The organism is Pseudoalteromonas peptidolytica, from assembly GCF_012641745.1.
Classification (GTDB): domain Bacteria; phylum Pseudomonadota; class Gammaproteobacteria; order Enterobacterales; family Alteromonadaceae; genus Pseudoalteromonas; species Pseudoalteromonas peptidolytica.
Genome location: NZ_WEHZ01000016.1, coordinates 77,166 through 96,184, shown reverse-complemented (window position 1 = coordinate 96,184; position 19,019 = coordinate 77,166). Strand labels below are relative to the sequence as shown.

At 42.1% G+C, this 19,019-nt stretch carries 12 protein-coding genes and 1 pseudogene; 9 read left to right on the top strand and 4 right to left on the bottom strand.

Annotated elements, in window-relative coordinates; translation table 11 throughout:
* Positions 1 to 74 precede the first annotated feature (74 nt).
* Entirely contained in the window at positions 75 to 1,661 is a 1,587-nt protein-coding gene (locus F9Y84_RS12075; protein WP_147390495.1) for an EAL domain-containing protein, read from the top strand.
* 517 nt (positions 1,662 to 2,178) lie between these two features.
* Here the strand turns inward: F9Y84_RS12075 and F9Y84_RS12070 are convergent.
* The gene (locus F9Y84_RS12070; RefSeq protein WP_147390494.1) at positions 2,179 to 3,099 is read right to left on the bottom strand and encodes a LysR family transcriptional regulator; all 921 of its coding nucleotides are present in this window, start codon (positions 3,097 to 3,099) and stop codon (positions 2,179 to 2,181) included.
* Between the two features lie 92 nt (positions 3,100 to 3,191).
* Between F9Y84_RS12070 and F9Y84_RS12065 the strand changes: the two genes are divergently transcribed.
* The 3 genes from F9Y84_RS12065 (at position 3,192) to F9Y84_RS12055 (ending at position 4,574) form a co-directional block, all read left to right on the top strand.
* Positions 3,192 to 3,650 (top strand): DMT family transporter, encoded by a 459-nt coding sequence (locus F9Y84_RS12065; protein ID WP_147390493.1) that lies wholly within the window; start codon positions 3,192 to 3,194, stop codon positions 3,648 to 3,650.
* Complete coding sequence (locus F9Y84_RS12060; protein WP_147390492.1) at positions 3,650 to 4,075, top strand: DMT family transporter; 426 nt, start codon at positions 3,650 to 3,652, stop codon at positions 4,073 to 4,075. Before F9Y84_RS12065 ends, F9Y84_RS12060 begins: the two co-directional genes overlap by 1 nt.
* Positions 4,076 to 4,232: 157 nt before the next feature.
* Positions 4,233 to 4,574 carry a hypothetical protein gene (locus tag F9Y84_RS12055; protein WP_147390491.1) on the top strand — a complete coding sequence of 114 codons (342 nt, stop codon included), beginning with the start codon at positions 4,233 to 4,235 and terminating at the stop codon, positions 4,572 to 4,574.
* Positions 4,575 to 4,614: 40 nt separating this feature from the next.
* Here the strand turns inward: F9Y84_RS12055 and F9Y84_RS12050 are convergent.
* Together F9Y84_RS12050 and F9Y84_RS12045 are read right to left on the bottom strand one after the other, a co-directional pair.
* Positions 4,615 to 4,848 (bottom strand): annotated as a pseudogene (locus F9Y84_RS12050) (IS110 family transposase); the annotation flags it as partial.
* Between the two features lie 60 nt (positions 4,849 to 4,908).
* Positions 4,909 to 6,531, bottom strand: a complete 1,623-nt coding sequence (locus tag F9Y84_RS12045; protein WP_147390490.1) for an alpha-glucosidase — start codon at positions 6,529 to 6,531, stop codon at positions 4,909 to 4,911.
* A gap of 617 nt (positions 6,532 to 7,148) precedes the next feature.
* Between F9Y84_RS12045 and F9Y84_RS12040 the strand changes: the two genes are divergently transcribed.
* From F9Y84_RS12040 to F9Y84_RS12020, 5 genes are all read left to right on the top strand, one after another.
* Entirely contained in the window at positions 7,149 to 10,004 is a 2,856-nt protein-coding gene (locus F9Y84_RS12040; RefSeq protein WP_147390489.1) for a TonB-dependent receptor, read from the top strand.
* Positions 10,005 to 10,323: 319 nt separating this feature from the next.
* Positions 10,324 to 11,838, top strand: a complete 1,515-nt coding sequence (locus F9Y84_RS12035; protein ID WP_147391099.1) for a tryptophan halogenase family protein — start codon at positions 10,324 to 10,326, stop codon at positions 11,836 to 11,838.
* 230 nt (positions 11,839 to 12,068) lie between these two features.
* On the top strand, positions 12,069 to 13,943 hold the full coding sequence (locus F9Y84_RS12030) for an alpha-amylase family glycosyl hydrolase (RefSeq protein WP_147391098.1): 1,875 nt from the start codon (positions 12,069 to 12,071) through the stop codon (positions 13,941 to 13,943).
* 3 nt (positions 13,944 to 13,946) lie between these two features.
* Complete coding sequence (locus tag F9Y84_RS12025) at positions 13,947 to 15,446, top strand: MFS transporter (protein WP_147391097.1); 1,500 nt, start codon at positions 13,947 to 13,949, stop codon at positions 15,444 to 15,446.
* Between the two features lie 10 nt (positions 15,447 to 15,456).
* Positions 15,457 to 17,853 carry a glycoside hydrolase family 15 protein gene (locus F9Y84_RS12020; protein ID WP_147391096.1) on the top strand — a complete coding sequence of 799 codons (2,397 nt, stop codon included), beginning with the start codon at positions 15,457 to 15,459 and terminating at the stop codon, positions 17,851 to 17,853.
* A 54-nt stretch (positions 17,854 to 17,907) separates the two neighbouring features.
* Here F9Y84_RS12020 and F9Y84_RS12015 read toward each other — a convergent pair whose 3' ends face one another.
* Positions 17,908 to 18,927: a LacI family DNA-binding transcriptional regulator gene (locus F9Y84_RS12015; protein WP_128730164.1), complete on the bottom strand. Its 1,020-nt coding sequence runs from the start codon at positions 18,925 to 18,927 to the stop codon at positions 17,908 to 17,910.
* Positions 18,928 to 19,019 lie beyond the last annotated feature (92 nt).

Below are 19,019 nucleotides of genomic sequence, written 5' to 3'. Positions count from 1 at the left end.
TTAATTCGAAATAGTATCGTCATATACGCACGCTACACTCTGCGCCTTGTCGCATTTTGTGTAGTGAGAAGTATATGCGAGGAGCACACTCCTTAAGCAAGTTGTTAAAGAATATCTTGATTGCTTGGCTTTCTTGTAGTTTTGTTTTTTCAATAGCGACTTTATTCAGCTATGTACACCTAAAGGAAACGGCAAAGGCGAACCTAGCTACCGTAGTAAACCGAATTGTCTCCGATATTGATAAAGAATTTACCGTTGTTGACGACACACTCAAGTATGCAGTAGATCTCTCTTTAAACTGTGATCCGCACAGTCTTCATCATATGCGCAGGCTAGTATTTGAAAACCCTGGTATGAGCGAAATAGGGGTTATAGATCCCAAGGGTAAACTCATCTGTAATTCGTTTGGAAGATTGACTCCCCCCGTCAATACTAGCGCGCCTTTAAAACAGTCTGGTTTGAGATATTATGGCCCCATTATTACTGATTATTTGGAGCTACCAGCATTTGTTCTTGCCCGTACTCGAGATGATGGCTATGAGGTAAACGTGCTGATGCCAGATCATTGGCTGAAAAGAATGTTAGACATATCAGCTCATCATGATACTAATTTTGCAGCTTTAGTTGATAACACGACAGGCGTACCCATCTTTCTAAACGGTAATTATTCACTGCCGATCCGCCAGAAACTTTTTCCAGCTAAAAACCGACAAGCTGTAGAAGGGCACTTTGACGATGGCGCTGTTAAGTTTGCTTATATTTCCGCAATCCCTAGTTTGCCGCAGTTAAGTTTGATCATTGCCAAAAACGACGACCGCTTGGTCAAAATGGAATGGATCTGGGGGCTACTGTGGGGGGTCTTGTATTGCTGCTCTTGGGGTGGGCTAACCTTTCTGTTAATTAACTATGATAAACGTCAGCTGAGCAGTAAAACGCAAATTCTACGAGCACTTGCAAATGAAGAGCTTTTCAATGTTTATCAGCCACTTGTATGTGCTCAGTCAAAAAGTATTGTTGGCGTAGAAGTATTGATCAGATGGCGCCACCCGTTAGAAGGTGTTTTGGGTCCCGCTTATTTTGTACCAGAGGCCGAGAGAGATGGCACCATACTGGATATTTCAATCGCCCAAGTGGAAGAGGCAATACGAGACTTAAGCGAGATCTTATTGCAGCAACCGAAGTTTAAAGTGTCATTTAATGTCAATGGCTTATTACTTGGATCAAAGCGATATATTGATACACTGCTTGGCGCAAAGAAGCATATTTCATCACTCACCATTGAGTTAACTGAACGAGATGTGCTGACACAGGCACAAACCAAAACGGTCTTAAATGAACTTAAGCGTGCAGGCATTGAGATAGCTATTGATGATTTTGGTACAGGTTATAGTGGCTTACAGTATTTACAGAGCTTCCCAATAGATTTACTCAAGATAGACCAGAGCTTTGTAGCTTCGATAGGCTTAGACACACTTCAGTCTCCAGTACTCGCGGCTGTAATAGATATGGCGGAAAAGCTCGATAAGAAACTAATTGCAGAAGGAGTCGAAACACAGGCTCAGGCGGATTATCTGCAAAGTCGGGGCGTCAACATTCATCAAGGATGGTTATATTACCAAGCGCTCGAGCTACCTCAGCTAAAGCATGAGATGAATAAGTGATCCGTCCTAGCATGGACTGACACTATTTGAAATTAAAACGCTCAATGAACTTCATCGGGCGTTTTGTATTTTAGTTACTGGAAAATGTATCACCCAACGGGTTAGATGTTAGCTCGGTTATCAAACATGGCCTTGTTAGCATTGTAAGGCAGGTATCTTGCGGCTAATTGGCGCAATCAAGTTAGAGGCAACACCGATCAAAGTAGAACGCACGAGTTAGTAGCTAGATAACTTTTCAAAATCAATTAGTTAACCTGCTTAATTGCTCAGGCTAGCGGCCTCTGTACGTATAAAAAATATAATTGCTTATTAAGGCAAATTTAGGTGTAATGAATACATAATGAGCGCTGAGCAATGCAGGGAAAGCTTACATAACACTAGCTAGGAAAGTGAGAGCCTCCAAAAAACAAATTCCCTTAGCATAAATAACACCAACTCTGAGACATCGAGCGGGTAGCAGCTCAGTCCAACAAGCGATTATGCAACACAAACTGCGTCTCGCATAAATACTAAAGTGTTATGAGCTTTTACCACTGTCAACCTCCCAGTAAACGGAGTGCAGTTTCTCCTCAAGAAAGTCGATGAATACTTTTACTTTCTCTGGTATGTGTCTCCTTTCTGGGTACGAAGCAAAAATGCTGTGATCTGGTAAGTCATAGTTAGCCAACACTGGAACCAACTGACCTGTATTGAGGTATCTCTGAACAATAAATGTTGGCATTTGACAGATCCCTAGTCCTTGTAAAAGCATCTCACATATAGCATCACTGTTGTTTACTATGAAATTTCCAGTAGGTTCAACCTTGAGTTTTTTATCTGCTTTAAAAAATGTCCATTCAACACCCGCTTGAAATAAACTGTAATAAATACAATTGTGATCTTTCAAGTCGTGCGGGGTGTTGGGAATACCAGCTTGTTGCAAATACTCAGGGGATGCACATACAACACTGTTGCACTTAGCTAATTTCCGAGCAATTAGGCTTGAATCTTTTAATTCTCCTATCCGAATTCCGACATCGTAAGCACCAGCGATCATATCAACAACTTGATCATCCATACTTAAAATGACTTTTATATCAGGGTACAGATCTAGGAACTCTTTTAGGTGAGGAGCTAGGTGTAATCTGGAAAAAGTCATTGGGGCATTAATCTTTAATGTGCCTTTAGGCTTGCCTTGATTTAATGTCGCAGCAGTAATGCCTTGTTGAGCTATGTATACAGAATTACGAGCGTAATCTGAAAACTCTTCGCCTGATTCCGTTAGTACCAACTTGCGAGTACTCCGATGGAATAACCTTGTACCAAGGTTATCCTCTAAACTAGATATACGTTTGCTCACGGCTGACTTTGTCATTCCAAGGCGCTCAGCTGCTAATGAGAATGAGCCTGCTTCTACCACTGCAACAAATATTGGGATTGCGGAAAAAACATCTTTCATTGGTGAGTTTTACTCAACTTAGTTGTGATAATCTAGCTATTATACATCAATTTGTTGTTAATTATAATGCCCTCATCAGAAGAGGAAAATTTATGTTAAAACAAAGTGGTTTAGTTTTAGTAGCTATTTTTAGTGGTCTGTTACTTGCGTTAATGATCAGTGTTAATGCCGAATTAGCAGGTACTACGTCTGCATTTCAAGCATCTTGGATTGCTCATGGGGTTGGTGGCATTACAGCGTGGTTTCTTTATTCTGCATTCAAAAAAAATCACGCTCGTGCAAACCGACCAGAAATCAAGAAACAGTACTGGTTTGGAGGTGTTCCTGGTGCTTTAACAGTAGTTTTTGCATCAATGACAGTACAGAGTTATATCGGTCTGACAGGAACTTTAGCGTTAGCGCTCATTGGGCAATTTCTTCTCTCATTAATTCTTGAACATTATGGTTTGTTAAACCAACCCAAAACTAAGGTTACTATAGTCAACTTGTTGCCCACATTGCTGGTTGCAGTTGGGTCAATTTTAATAATTTACGGTAAGGTAGAGATGTAATGGAATTTATATTACTAGGTCTTCTTAACGGGTTTTGTATCACTTTAAGTCGAGTTTTGAATGGCCAGCTTAGTGTGCGTAATGGAGCTTTTCATGCTTCATTTGTGAATCATGCTGTAGGGTTTGCTTCATTGTCCTTATTGTTTATATTTGTAGCTGAACCAGTAAATGCATTACCTCAAGACCTAACTTTATATGTCGGGGGAGTTATTGGTGCGTTGTACGTAGCAGTGAATAGTTTTGTTATGGTTAGGCTTGGATCAACAAATTCAATAGTATTAGTTGTTGCTGGACAAATGCTGTTTGGGTTGTTCATCGAGGTTTATAGTTTCGGCTTTGAACAAGTTGGGGCGCAGCTTATTGGAGTTGGTTTAGTTGTCATTGGAGTTTTCTTCAAAGGACGATTAAGCTTCCAAAATAAGTAAGTACAACTACTCAAGTACGCTCATAACAAAGCATTTAAGAGTGATTCCCAACGCTTGGCATTTTTGGTGCCATCGTTGGGTTTCGTGTTTACGGTGGTATGGTTAAGTTCAGTGGTAGCGTTGCTCACACCTTAATGCGTGCGTTAGAGTTTCTTGCATGCCATACGATAAAATTATAGTCAGTGAAAATGGCCAAGAGTTCCCATACTCAGAATCATTTGATGGTGAATCATATTACTATGAAATTAGCATTTTCTTTGATGATCGTGATGGTGAGTTGTTTATTTCAAAATGGGGCTCTCATATAGCTTTCGACGATGATGATAGTTGGCTTGATTTTAAGATTGCACCTAGCGATTTCTTTCCAAATCAAAAAGAGTTAAGTCACGGTAATATTCTGAGTTATATGAATACATTACTGGAAAGAGAATCTGAGGGGCGAGTTATACCAAAGGAAGAAGTAGAGGAGCACTACCAAAGATATTTAAAATCAGAGTAGTGAAACTCTAACAAGAGACTATGGCGTCAATAGCTAAATTTTAAACTTTTGGCGCTTCCCACATTGCCCCGTTTCTGGCCATCGAATTTACGATCACAATCATCTTTCTGACACAGGCAATGAGTGATACTTTTTTGGGTTTTCCGGCAGCAACTAGCTTTTCATATTGGGATTTGAATACGGGGTTTGATTGAATCGTAGACATCATAGCCATGTATAAAACGGTCCTTACTTGATGGCGACCACCTTGTATTTTTCTGGGACCTTTGAAGCGAAAAAAAGCCGGAAAATAAAAAAGAGCGGCTTAGCGCCGCTCTATGCTGATATAGCTGTATTAAATCACTTCAGCAAAATAACAACCAAAGGCGCTCAACTGAAGTACATTGTTAGTAATGCTGCCACTTTGATGTTTGACGTCGCATTCTGACAGTGTTAGCTCAGGTAAAGTGAACGCCTGCTGGGTATCTACTAAGTTAAAGATACATAACAAGGTTTGTTCATCCACTTTTCGATAGAAAGCTAATATCGGCTCTGGCGTGTCGATAAACTCAATTTCACCAGTTTTTAGTGCAGGCTGTGCACCTCGCCACCTCAAAAATGCTTGATAGTAGCTAAGTGTTGAGTTGTTATCTTGTACTTGTTCATCAACTGCTCGCTCGCTATGTTCATTGGACACAGGGAGCCAAGGCTTAGCTTCTGAAAACCCAGCGTGTGGTTTGGCTTTTGTCCACGGCATTGGTGTACGGCAGCCATCACGACCTTTAAAGTTAGGCCAAAATGTGATCCCGTATGGGTCTTGCAACTCTTCAAATGCCACCGCAGCTTCACCAAGGCCAAGTTCTTCACCTTGGTACATACAAACACTTCCTCGTAGCGAACCGAGTAGGGCAGTGAGCATTTTTACTTGTTCGTTATTGACTACGCTGTTAGTACTCCAGCGACTTGCGACGCGTTCGACATCATGATTAGCAAATGCCCAACATGGCCACCCCTCGGTCATGACAGATTCGAGGCGAGATACGGTGTCTCGAATATATTTCGCACTGTAGTCGCGGGTGAGAAGTTCAAAGCTATAGCCCATGTGCAGCTTATTATCATCTGCGGTGTACTCAGCCATAGTTTGTAGCGAATCTTCTGAACTTATCTCTCCAAGGCTAACGGTTCCTGGATAGCGGTCAAGCAGGGCGCGGATCTCTTCCATAAACGCCAAGTTTTCAGGCTGGGTATTATTATAATAGTGGTATTGGAAAGCATACGGGTTGTCTTCGCTAAAACCTCTTCCCTGACGTAACGCAACTGGCTTTGCCGGGTTATCTCTTAATTGTTGGTCATGAAAGCAAAAGTTAATTGCATCTAATCTAAAGCCATCAACACCTTTTTTCAGCCAGAACTCAACATTATCTAGGACAGCTTTACGTACATCTGGATTATGGAAATTAAGATCCGGCTGCTCAGTCAAAAAATTATGTAAGTAATACTGACAACGTCTAGACTCCCATTGCCAAGCAACACCGCCAAAGATAGACAGCCAGTTATTAGGCGGACTGCCGTCAGGTTTGGCGTCAGCCCAAACATACCAGTCAGCTTTATCGTTGATTTTATTTTCACGACTTTCGATAAACCACGGATGTTGGTTTGAGGTATGACTCAGGACTTGATCAATGATTATCTTAATATCACGCTCGTGAGCTTGGTTAATCAATTCATCAAAATCTTCAATCGCACCAAACATAGGGTCTACATCACGATAATCGCTAATATCATAGCCAAAATCTTTCATTGGTGACTTGAAAAACGGTGAGATCCACACCGCATCTACGCCAAGAGATTTGATGTAGTCCAGACGATGAATTATTCCTTTTAAGTCGCCGATACCATCTGCATTACTATCTTGAAAACTGCGAGGGTAGATTTGATAAATAACTGCACCTTTCCACCATTCATTATTACTAGCCATGTACATTCTCCGGCTGCTCACCTTATTGCTTTGTGGTTGTGTTGCTTACTAGTCTTGATAAGCACCACTATATTGTGGCAAAGAATACGTCATGGTTTTTAGGCTGTAAAAAACCTGCATACGTATGCAGGTTTTGCATTGCGGGATAAAGTAAAGTCCAAGCAAGATATATTTTTGTCAAAAGACTTTACCAATTAGATGTAATTGATTTGATTGTTCTGTATTTATTGGGTCTAGCTGTGATTTATTGGTAAGACCAATTTAAGCTTGGTGGGCGAATACACAACAGCTCCGATATTATAGAGGTATAGCAAATGACCGTAACGCATTTGGGTTAAAATTTAGTGAACTTTACACCGAATAAAATTAACGAGAGGACTAATAACCTTTAATCATAAAAAGTTATATATTTCATTTGGTTAGGTTTTGTTTTCGTAAACTACCTGTAAATTTTATTAAAATACACTAGCTTTGAATACGTATGCACAAAGTTGTTTGCAAATTTAATCAACCGCTAGTATTTACCAGACAACAATAGTGCCAGATTGTTTTTTCATCAAATTGCACGCCGATGAGCAAATCGCACAATATAATATGGTTAATTGGGATAAAACATTATGTCTAAGTTCAAACCGAGTATGCTAACACTTGCACTGATTGCAGCGGGTGTGAGTCACGCAGCTCCAGTCGAAGATAACGCCGTTGACAAAGATGAAAATGTAGAAGTGATAGAGGTTCGTGGGATCTCGCGCAGTATTATCGCTTCTATTGATAAAAAAAGGTTCAGCGATACGGTCTCAGAAATAGTTGATGCTGGAGATTTGGCGGCTTTACCAGATGTTTCTATTGCAGACTCGTTAAGCCGTTTACCAGGCATAACGGCTGTTAGAGCAAGTGGACAGTCTTCTCAGTTAAATATCCGCGGAATGAATGGCGACTTTATTCAAACGACACTCAATGGACGCGAGCAAGCCAGTACTAGTGGCTATACTGCTGGTAGTCGCTGGATCTCGTTTGACCAATATCCGTCTGAGCTAATTAATCAAGCTGCGGTCTATAAGTCTCCCAAAGCTTCTCTTGTTGAAGGCGGGGTTGCAGGAACGGTAGAGCTAAAAACCGCTAATCCACTTGATGCTGAAAATGAGCATAACTTTAATTCTTCAGTTAGATATTCATACAACGATGGCGCGTCTGATGTTGGTGCTGATTCTACAGGAGAGCGCATAAGCTTTTCTTATCGTGGTAAGTTTCTTGATGAGACACTGGGCTTTGCAATAGGGGGAGCTTATTTAAATCAACCTAATAATGCCATCGATATTTCTGCACATGCCCCAACTCGCTCCCAAGATTTTGACGGTGATGGTAATGAAGAACGCTCGGTTAACGGTTTTCAATATCGCTCGGCAAAAGGAAGCGATGAGAGGCTTGGCCTGTTAAGTACTTTGGTTTATCAACCAACAGACACATTCAAGGTACAATTTGACTATTTTCACTCAAAATTTGAATCGGAAGATAAAAAGAGCGGTTTAAATATTGAAGGCTTTTCAAAAGATCTGAACTCTCTGTATTCCATTGACAATGCTGTTGTAAAAGATGGTTTCTTGGTTGCCGGTGACGTGACGATTACCGACCCTACAGGCCCTTGGGTGGAAATGCGCTCTGAGGATCAATCTACAGATTCGACGACAGACAGCTTTGGCTTAAACTTGCAGTACACCACTGACACTTGGGAAATAGCCCTTGACATCGCACACAGCGAAGGCGAAAAAACGCGAAGAGATATGATTGCCTCTATGCACGCCTACGAGTTCGGTACGGCGACACTGGAAGATGGTACGCTGGTAAATACATGGCAGGAATTAAGAAACCAAACGTTTTCTTTTGAGCAAAGAGAAAAAGACTCACCGTTTTTAACTTTGGGTAATGGCTATACCGATCTTTCAAATATGCGCTTGGGAGACTGGGAGCAATTTCCACATAAGTATACGGATGAGTTGGACAGCGTAAAAGTTGACTTCAAATATTATATTGAAAATAGCTTTATTTCATCGATTGAGGTTGGCGCACGTTGGTCAGACCGAGAGTTTACCGATCAACGTTCGACGTTTAGATGGGGCGCTCGTGAAGGGCAAAATGGTTATCAGCTACCTGATGGCACTATTGTCACGAATAAAGGCTGTGAGTTTAATGATCAAAACCACCCATGTATTCCTCACGATGTGACGGGGTTTGTCTCGCTTAGAGAGACGCGTGGCTTCCAATACTTAGAGTTAGACCTTGAAGGTATCGCTGATCAGGTCTTTGGGCCCGGCAATTATGACGCGCAACAAACTTGGGGTCATAACTGGACTCTTATTGAAAGTGGTGCGGTTAAAGAAGAAGTACTTGCAGGTTACATCATGGCCAACATAGACACCGAAATCGCAGACATTCCTGTGACTGGTAACTTCGGTGTAAGAGTTGTTAGAACTGATACTAAATCTATTGGGATCCAACAGATCCAAGGTAATGAAGTAGGTGATTCAATCGTGGATGATAATGGTGTTGAAAGAACGGATTATCGCCATGTCAACTATGGTCCAGAGTACACTGACACACTACCTTCATTAAACCTGAACTTCAGAGTAAGTGACACCGACCAAATCAGATTTGCAGCAGCAGAGGTGATAGGTCGACCGCCTGTCTATCAGCTAAGAGGGGGCGCAGGCTCATGGGCTGATACGGCAAATGATGGTAAAACTCCTCGTTACAATGTGTGGTCAAAAGGTAATCCAAATCTAGACCCATTTAGAGCAACTCAAATAGATTTGTCATACGAGCGCTATTTTGAAGATGGTGGTGCTTTTGTTGCAGCTTTATTCTGGAAGGATATTGAGTCATTAATTGAAAGTATCACTTATCAAGAAGGTGAAGTCGACTGGGCTGATATTGGTCTGGAAGTTCCGGAAGGATTTGTGGCTGGTCAGTATCAGACCACACAAAATAATGATCAGGGCGGCTATGTCCGAGGTATCGAACTTGCCTACACGACAATGTTTGATAACTTACCGGGGATTTTTTCCGGTTTAGGCTTCAATGCTAACTATTCATATACCGAAAGTGAAACCACCGTTGATGGTGGCGGTAACTTCCCAGATCAACAGCTACCACTGCCTGGTTTGTCTAAAAATGTCTGGAGTGCAACGGTATTTTGGAACATTGATTCATTCACAACTCACTTAAATATTCGTTACCGTGACGAGTACGTTTATGAGGGGGCGTCACCTGGTGGGTCATCGTTAGCATGGGCTGATGAATATACGGTAGTCGATTGGCAAGCATCATATAATTTTGAAAATGGCTTAGAGGCTGTGTTGCAAGTAAATAACCTGACTGACGAACCGAATACGACAAATTATGGTACAGCTCTGGCGACAGGGGAATACAAGGAATTTGGTCGCCAGTATTATCTGGGCTTTAACTATAGTTTTTAATCAATAAGAACTTGATAGCCACCAAAGTAAACCCCTGCTTTGGTGGTTTTTTTATAATCGCTGAAGCAGTAGTTGATTGCTATCATCTATTTTCTAACAAGGCGTATTTATACCAATTTGACTTAATACTTGCTCAATTTGAAGGAGTAAATCTGGCGCTAATAGCGTTAAAAATTTCTTATTTAGAACAACTAAATAACAAAATTTTTGCCTAGTTATCGACAAGATTTTCTCGCTTCAGAATAGACCACTTAATTAAGAAAATAGGTATTACTCAGCTTTTTATAAGCAATGTTGACAGTGTTAAGGTATGAAGACGATGAAAAGCCAAAAAATAGTGATTTTAGGTGGCGGAACTGCTGGTTGGATGGCTGCAAATATGATGGCTAAGAGTTGGGCAGATAAAGCGATCGAAATCACCGTTGTTGAGTCTTCCAGTATCGGTATTATTGGGGTTGGTGAGGGATCAACACCACAATTTAAGGGCTTTATGGATTACCTTGGTATTTCGGAAGCTCAATGGATGCCAGCTTGCAACGCGACATACAAAAATGGGATCCGATTTATTGATTGGTCAACGAAAACCGGATTTTCCAGTTACTTTCATCCTTTTCCCGCACAGCCAGATGACTACTCTGCACCTGCATTTTTTCATAATAGCTTCGTGAGGCGTAAGGCAATTGATGTTGAAGGTCATCCAGACCACTTTTTTTTGGCCACTCATTTAGCGAACACAAATAAGTCGCCAATTGCTGCACAAAACTTTCCGTTCGAAATCAATTACGGCTACCACTTTGACTCAAGTTTGTTGGGAGAGTTTTTGGCACGTGAAGCCGAAAAGCGCAATGTAAAGCATATTGATGCAACAATTTCAGATGTGAGAAAGCATGTGAATGGTGACATTGCGGCACTTGTTACCTCACAGGGCGTAGAAATCGCTGGAGATATTTTTGTCGATTGCTCAGGTTTTAAGAGTTTACTGCTACAACAAGCACTTGATGTCGGTTTTGAATCATTTGGCAATAACTTGTTTAATGATGCTGCGGTGGTATTAGCAACCAAACAAGGCGATATCATTCGCTCTGAAACGCAGTCGGTGGCGCGCAAATACGGATGGTCTTGGCATATCCCATTAACCAACCGGACAGGTAATGGCTATGTATATAGTCAGCGCTATTGCGATAGAGATCAGGCCGAAACAGAGTTAAGGGCCGCACTGGGTCTACTAGACTCAGACGTTGAAGCTCGCCATATAAAAATGAAAGTGGGTCAAGTGAAAACCCACTGGAAAAATAATTGTATTGCTGTTGGCTTATCTCAAGGGTTTATAGAACCATTAGAGGCGACGGCTTTACACATAGTTCAAGAGACTGTGCAAAGCTTTATAGAGTGTTATCAAGAGGCAGGATTCACGGATGGGAATCGCGACAAACATAACCATTCGATCGCAACGCGCTATCAAGCCATTAGAGATTATATTGTTGCCCATTATCGTGTAAATAGTCGCACGGATACACAGTATTGGCTTGATAATGCAAATAATAACAACCTATCTCGCTCACTATTTAATGTGCTGCAAACTTGGGTGTCAGGCAATAATTTATCGGATGAATTGGCGCGCCAAAATATTGATCAGTACTACCCATCGGTTAGCTGGCACTGTCTGCTTGCAGGCTATGGAGTCTATCCAGATCAGGCTCAGCTCAAACCAGGCAACGCGTTAGCTAAGCAATATAATATCGAAAAAATTGAAGATTACTTGAGACGATGTGGATTGAATTTTAAAGCACATCGGTTGGAACTAGATGCGCTTGCCTCAACTTTTCATAAATAACCAGACCAAGTTACTTGAAGGTAACCGACTATTAGCATCGAGTTCAACACAGTGAGCGTTAAAAAGGCATTTATTCTCAGTAGCTTAAGTTAAATGTTGCTTAACAGCGCTTATCACTAGTCATAAAGCCTGAAGAATAACGATGAGTAGTTCTGTGAATACGTATGCAGGCCGTTCTAAATAAACAGTGAGGCAAGTAGACTCTGTTAAAACAGCAGTATGACAACATTATGAAAAATAAATCTTTATTATTGGCTGTTTCAGCCCTTTTAGGTGGTGCAGTGAGTATAGCTGGCTGTAGCCCTGCGCCTATCGACAAAAAGTCACAGCAGATGACGCTACAACCTGAGGTTGTGCCATTGAGTAAGCCCGTCGTGTATCAGGTATTTACTCGGTTATTTGGTAATACTAAACAAGTTAATAAACCTTGGGGAACACTAGAAGAAAATGGTGTAGGCAAGTTTTCTGACTTCACTCCAACGGCGCTGCTGGCGTTAAAAAGCATGGGGGTAACCCATGTTTGGTATACTGGCGTGCTTCATCATGCACTTGTCACTGACTATAGTAAATATGGCATTGGTCAAGATGACCCAGATGTGGTGAAAGGCAGAGCTGGCTCACCTTATGCAATCAAAGACTACTATAACGTTGACCCTGATCTTGCTAATGACCCCTCAGCACGTCTTGCAGAGTTTGAGGCGCTAATTAAACGCACCCACGAGGCGGGGCTTAAAGTCATTATCGATATTGTACCAAATCACGTTGCCCGTAATTATCAATCTTTAGGGGCACCAAATGGAACGATAGATTTTGGCGATAATGATGACACGCAAGTCACTTATGCGAAGAACAATAATTTTTATTATGTCGTAGGTGAAGCATTTGAAGTGCCAAGCAGCGATGATTATCAAGTGCTAGGTGGTGATGTACACCCTCTTGCTGATGGTAAGTTTACTGAAATTCCGGCGAAGTGGACAGGGAACGGCGCTCGATCAGCAAAGCCAGATATCAATGACTGGTATGAAACCGTCAAAGTAAACTATGGGGTTAAGCCTGATGGTAGTTATGATTTTGACCGCCTACCAGATGAATATGTAGACAAGGGCTATCAAGCACACTTCGAATTTTGGCAACACAAATCGCTGCCAGACAGTTGGTATAAGTTCCAAGCTATTACCCATTTTTGGCTAGAAAAAGGGGTGGATGGTTTTCGTTACGATATGGCTGAAATGGTGCCAGTAGAGTTTTGGAGCTTTTTAAACTCATCGATTAAAACAAAAAAACCGGACGCATTTTTGCTAGCTGAAGTATATAACCCAGCTTTATATCGGCCTTATATCAAACAAGGGAAGATGGATTACCTTTATGATAAGGTTGGTTTTTATGACACCCTAAAAGCCTTAATGCAAGGAAAAGGAGATGCTCAAACTGTATTAGATATTCATCAGTCAGTTGCGGATATTGCTCCGCATATGCTGCACTTTTTAGAAAACCATGATGAACAGCGGATCGCAAGTCCTGAGTTTGCTGGAGATGCACTTAAAGGTAAACCTGCCATGGTGGTAAGTCATCTGATAAGCACAGCTCCGTCTATGATCTACTTTGGTCAAACGGTAGGTGAAGATGGCTCGGAACAAGCAGGGTTTGGCAGTCCTAGCCGTACCAGTATTTTTGATTATATTGGGGTGCCCGAACATCAAAAATGGATGAACCACGGTAAGTTTGATGGTGCATTGCTGAGCGAAGAGCAAGTATCGCTGCGCAACTACTACATTAAGCTTTTGAATCTGGCTAAGCAACCCGCGATAGCTGCAGGGCAATACAGTCCAGTGGCTACACACAGTGATGACCCTATCAATACTGAGAAAATAATGGCATTTGGCCGCAAGCTAGGCCAACAAAAACTGCTTGTTATCAGTAATTTTGACGCACAACAATCTCGAACTGTAACAGTGCACTTGCCTGCAGATTGGCAAGGTCGCTACAGCGATATTCTCGAGGCGCACGCGAATTTACAATTACAACAGAGTGAAGTTGGCGAGCAGGTCAAAGCCACAATTACCCTTGCACCACTGGCGAGTGCGGTATATCAACTAGAGAAGTAATCTATGCAACAAGAACAACAAAAACCACAACTCAGTTTTTGGCAGATATGGAACATGTGCTTTGGCTTTCTAGGGATCCAATTTGGGTTTGCATTGCAAAATGGCAATGTTAGCCGGATTTTTCAAACGTTAGGTGCTCAAGTCGATGACATTCCTATTCTGTGGGTTGCTGCGCCACTAACAGGCCTTATTGTTCAACCTATTATTGGCTATTGGAGTGACAGAACTTGGGGTAAGTTGGGACGCAGGAGACCTTTCTTCCTGTGGGGCGCGATTCTCACGACGTTGTCACTGTTTATTATGCCAAATTCACCAACCCTTTGGATTGCAGCCGGTATGTTATGGATCATGGATGCGTCAATTAATGTGACAATGGAGCCGTTTCGAGCGTTGGTTGGCGATAACCTAAATGAAAAGCAGCGTGCCAACGGTTATGCGATGCAAAGCTTTTTTATTGGCGTTGGAGCTGTGGTTGCGTCAGCCTTACCTTGGATGATGACCAATTGGTTTGATGTCAGTAATACAGCACCAGCAGGACAAATTCCTGAATCGGTAAAATATGCTTTTTATTGGGGTGGGGCGATCTTATTCGTTGCGGTGATGTGGACTATTGTCAACACAAAGGAATATAGCCCAGAGCAATTAGCTGCATTTGAAAAAGCGCAAGCTCATCAGCCGCAAATAAGCACCGCAAATGTACAGGTCAACTTTTTAAAAGGCGCTGTAATAGCGGGTGGTTTTGGTGGTTGTGTGTTACTTGCTGTGGCGATAATGAAGCTTGAAAAGGAGCTTTATTTATTGAGTGGCTTATTAATTGCGTTTGCCATGGTATTTGCCGTAGCTCATGTAATGCAGCGAAAGCAAAGCGTAAATAATGGCTTTTATCATGTTATTTTTGATCTATTCACTATGCCAACAACCATGCTGCAACTTGCAGTGGTGCAATTTTTTAGCTGGTTTTCTTTATTCGCGATGTGGATTTACACCACTTCCGCGGTAACGAGCTTTCATTACGGTACTTCGGATGTAACCAGCAAACTTTATAATGACGGTGCAGATTGGGTTGGAGTGCTGTTTGCGGCTTACAATGGTTTTGCGGCCATCGCTGCAATGGTGATCCCGTTTATGGTGAAGCGTATCGGGCTTAAAGGGGCGCATGCTGCAAACCTGTCACTTGGTGCTGCTGCATTAATCAGTTTTAAATTTATCGGTGACCCAACACTACTGTGGATCCCCATGGTTGGGATTGGCTTTGCTTGGGCATCAATTTTGTCACTACCTTACGCCATGCTGAGTAATGCACTTCCGAGTAGTAAAATGGGAGTATTTATGGGCATATTTAACTTTTTTATCGTTATTCCACAATTACTCGCTGCCAGTATTTTAGGACTTATTTTGCGCCACGGTTTTGACAACCAACCGATATTTGCACTGATTATTGGGGGCGTATCGCTTTTACTCGCTGCACTAGCTGTTTCAAGAGTCACGATTAAGGCTCAATAAGGAGAACAACATGATTAAGTATTCAACAATTGCACTTGCGCTTGTCAGTGCGGGTCTTATTGGTTGCGGTACTCAGCAATCAGCAATCGATTCACATTCAGCACCGGGTGCCCCCGGTGCCAAACCTTATTGGGCTTACTCAGGTAAAACAGGTATTGGCACGTCTTACGAGGCTTATCAAAGTGGGCAATATAGTGATGCAGCTTCTACCAAAGCTGTGTCAAAGGTATGGTTTTCGCTTGCTAAAGGCATGATCACAGAAACTATGTTTGGTCTTATCCACCAAGCGCAAATTAAAGACATGCAGTTTATCATTGTTGGTGATGGGTTTGTGGTTAAAGAATCGGATACAGATAGCTTGGATGTGACCATAGATTACCTGCACAAGGATGATAGTGGCCGTCCACTGTCTCTCGCCTACAAAGTGGTCAGCAAAGATAAGCAAGGTCGCTTTACGCTTGAAAAGCATATTTTTACAGACCCTGAAAGGCAAACGTTATTTGTTAGAGCAAAGGTGGATAGTAAGTTAAACGCTGTTAAGGCGTTTGTGAACGTTAATCCTTACGTCAATAACAATGGTTTAAATGACTTTGCAAAAGTAACAGATCAAGGGCTGTTAGCGTGGGAAGGTGATAATTATTTATCGTTGCAAAGCAAAACGGGGTTTGTTGAAGCTTCTGTTGGCTTTACAGGCACCAGCGATAATTTATCAATGCTGGAGTCTACAGGTAAGTTAGCTCAAGCTTATACCACCACAGGGGAAACGTCAGGGAATGTGAACTGGCTGGCAAATTTAGGCACTATTAGCGGTAGTAATACCTTTGATTTAACCTTGAGCTTTGGTCACTCAGCGCAAAAAAGTTTTGCCGAAGGCGCAGCTTCTCTAGCTAAAGGGTATGGGCAAGTATTGGCAGATTATAATGGTGAAGGAGAGGCGATAGGGTGGCAAGACTATATCACCAGCCTTAAACCACTTAACTCAATGACCGCTAACACAACAGATAATGGCAAGCTCTTGTATACCAGTGCACTTGTATTAAAAGCACAAGAAGATAAAACCCATGCAGGCGCCTTGATCGCATCATTATCTAACCCGTGGGGAGATACAGTGCCTGCAGAGCAAGGCCATACGGGTTATAAAGCAGTATGGGTACGCGATTTTTACCAAGTGGCAATGGCATTTTTAGCGATGGGTGATGAGCAAACAGCACTAACTGCATTTGAATATTTAGAAAAAGTCCAAGTCACGGATAAAACACCAGGTAACCAAGGTGATACGGGGTGGTTCTTGCAAAAGACCCATGTTGATGGTGAACTTGAGTGGGTGGGCGTACAGCTTGATCAAACTGCAATGCCAATTATGCTAGCATGGAAACTGTGGCAAGCAGGTGTCCTAAGTGATGAGAAGTTGGTGTACTGGTACAACAAAATGCTCAAACCGGCTGCCAACTTTTTGGTTGAAGGGGGACTGGCGAAAATACTATGGAATGACACACAGGTCATGCCTCCAGCAACTCAGCAAGAGCGTTGGGAAGAGCAAAATGGTTACTCCCCATCAACTACGGCTGCCATCATTTCAGGCTTAGTCACAGCAAGTGACATTGCTAAGTTAGCTGGTGACAAAGCTGGAGAAGAAAAGTTTCTAGCAACAGCACAGCAGTATAATCGTGAAGTTGAAGCTTTAATGTTCACCACCGAAGGTAACTTACAGAGTAAGCAAAGTGATGGGCGTTATTTCTTCCGAATTGGTCAGGATAAAGGCCCGAACTCGAGTACACCATTAAACGCAAATAATGGCCGTCAAGGTATGGATAAGAAACAGATCATTGATGGTGGCTTTTTGGAGCTTGTGCGTTATGGGGTAAGGGCGGCAGATGCGCCAAGTATTGTAGCAACAATGCCTGAATATGATGATGAAACGATTGCAGAAAACTTGAGAGTAAAATACAGCTTTAAATTTGATGGCGATGTGAATAGCTACCCGGGTTATCGCCGCTATGGTAATGATGGCTATGGCGAAGATGAAAAGCGCGGAACAAATTATGCTGAAGGCGGACAAAATACTGATGGTCAGCGCGGTCGGGTATGGCCGTTTTTCACCGGTGAACGGGGTCATTATGACATTGCATTAGCACTGCTAGACGGTGAACTGAGTATCGATGAGCAGAGCAAAATAAAAAATACTTATGTTAAAGCGATGGAGCATTTTGCTAATGAGGGCATGATGTTACCAGAGCAAGTATGGGATGGCGTGGGTAAGAATACCTTTGAATATACGCTCGGTGAAGGAACTAATTCAGCGACACCACTAGCTTGGACACACGCAGAATACGTAAAGTTGGTTCGTTCACTACAAGAAAAACAAGTGTGGGATCACTACCCAATTGTAGATAATAAATTGCAATAACGAATACAAGTGATAAAAATGCCAAGGTTTACCTCGGCATTTTTATTGCGACTGTTACCGTGAAGACTGTCTGATAATCAGTTTAGGTGGCAGTAGTGTATCGGCTACTTGTTCTCCTCTGATCAGACGAAGTAAATTATCAACCAGCATTTGACCTGCCAGCGTGGTATTTTGCTGTACTGTTGTCAAAGATGGAGAGACATAACCGGCCGCAGCTATGTTGTCGAAACCAACAACATGTACGTCGTGCGGTACGCGGATCCCAGCTTCTTGTAGCGCTTTGATAGCGCCAATTGCAATAAGATCACTGGCGGCAAAAAGCGCATTGAATGTCACGTTATTGGCAATAAGTGAGCGAGTCGCATGGTAACCTGAATCTTCTGTGGAGATGGCATTGGCTATTTTACGATCGCTGACTTCGATCGCCTTTTGCTTGAGAGTATCTCTAAAGCCCTTAAAGCGAGCGAAAAATTCAGGACTATGATCCGAAGCATCGCCAATAAACGCACAATCAGTCCTAACCATTTCAATTAAGTGCTTAGCAGCTAACGCACCACCACCATAATTGTCACAGCTCACTGTTAGATCAGGGCGATCATCAACAGATGCCCCCCAACAGACGAATTTAGTGTGATTGTCGAGTAAGGTTTGTAATTTCGATTGGTAGTCGATGTAATCACCGTAACCCAGTAAAATAAGGCCATCAGCGCGATGACTATCTTCATAGTCAGCGTGCCAATCACTGCTGGTGGATTGAAACGAGACTAATAAATCGTAACCTTCTTTTGCACATGCGCGAGTAATACTGCCCAGCATACTTAAAAAGAAAGGATTGATCTGTGATTCATCCTCCGTTGGGTCTTCAAATAGTAATAGTGCAAGTGTGCTACTTTGTTGGGTACGCAGGTTACTGGCGTTTTTATCGACTTTATAATTTAGCTTTTTTGCAATCTCATGGACACGGCGGCGTGTTTCTTCGTTAACCAACGGGCTATTTCTTAAGGCGCGTGACACGGTAGATTGTGATACGCCTGCATAGTGGGCAATATCAAATGAAGTTGCTTTACCTTTCATGTTTTTCTCAACGCTTTGGACTGTGACATTGTCAGCCATTGAGAATTTTTTTCAACCAATTTAAGAGAATTTGCAAATTTTTATTGATACAG

What these genes read in the sequence shown, in the direction of transcription:
- F9Y84_RS12075 (WP_147390495.1), top strand. Translation starts at nt 75, where the DNA reads ATGCGAGGAGCACACTCCTTAAGCAAGTTGTTAAAGAATATCTTGATT.
- F9Y84_RS12070 (WP_147390494.1), bottom strand. Translation starts at nt 3,099, where the DNA reads ATGAAAGATGTTTTTTCCGCAATCCCAATATTTGTTGCAGTGGTAGAA.
- F9Y84_RS12065 (WP_147390493.1), top strand. Translation starts at nt 3,192, where the DNA reads ATGTTAAAACAAAGTGGTTTAGTTTTAGTAGCTATTTTTAGTGGTCTG.
- F9Y84_RS12060 (WP_147390492.1), top strand. Translation starts at nt 3,650, where the DNA reads ATGGAATTTATATTACTAGGTCTTCTTAACGGGTTTTGTATCACTTTA.
- F9Y84_RS12055 (WP_147390491.1), top strand. Translation starts at nt 4,233, where the DNA reads ATGCCATACGATAAAATTATAGTCAGTGAAAATGGCCAAGAGTTCCCA.
- F9Y84_RS12045 (WP_147390490.1), bottom strand. Translation starts at nt 6,531, where the DNA reads ATGGCTAGTAATAATGAATGGTGGAAAGGTGCAGTTATTTATCAAATC.
- F9Y84_RS12040 (WP_147390489.1), top strand. Translation starts at nt 7,149, where the DNA reads ATGTCTAAGTTCAAACCGAGTATGCTAACACTTGCACTGATTGCAGCG.
- F9Y84_RS12035 (WP_147391099.1), top strand. Translation starts at nt 10,324, where the DNA reads ATGAAAAGCCAAAAAATAGTGATTTTAGGTGGCGGAACTGCTGGTTGG.
- F9Y84_RS12030 (WP_147391098.1), top strand. Translation starts at nt 12,069, where the DNA reads ATGAAAAATAAATCTTTATTATTGGCTGTTTCAGCCCTTTTAGGTGGT.
- F9Y84_RS12025 (WP_147391097.1), top strand. Translation starts at nt 13,947, where the DNA reads ATGCAACAAGAACAACAAAAACCACAACTCAGTTTTTGGCAGATATGG.
- F9Y84_RS12020 (WP_147391096.1), top strand. Translation starts at nt 15,457, where the DNA reads ATGATTAAGTATTCAACAATTGCACTTGCGCTTGTCAGTGCGGGTCTT.
- F9Y84_RS12015 (WP_128730164.1), bottom strand. Translation starts at nt 18,927, where the DNA reads ATGAAAGGTAAAGCAACTTCATTTGATATTGCCCACTATGCAGGCGTA.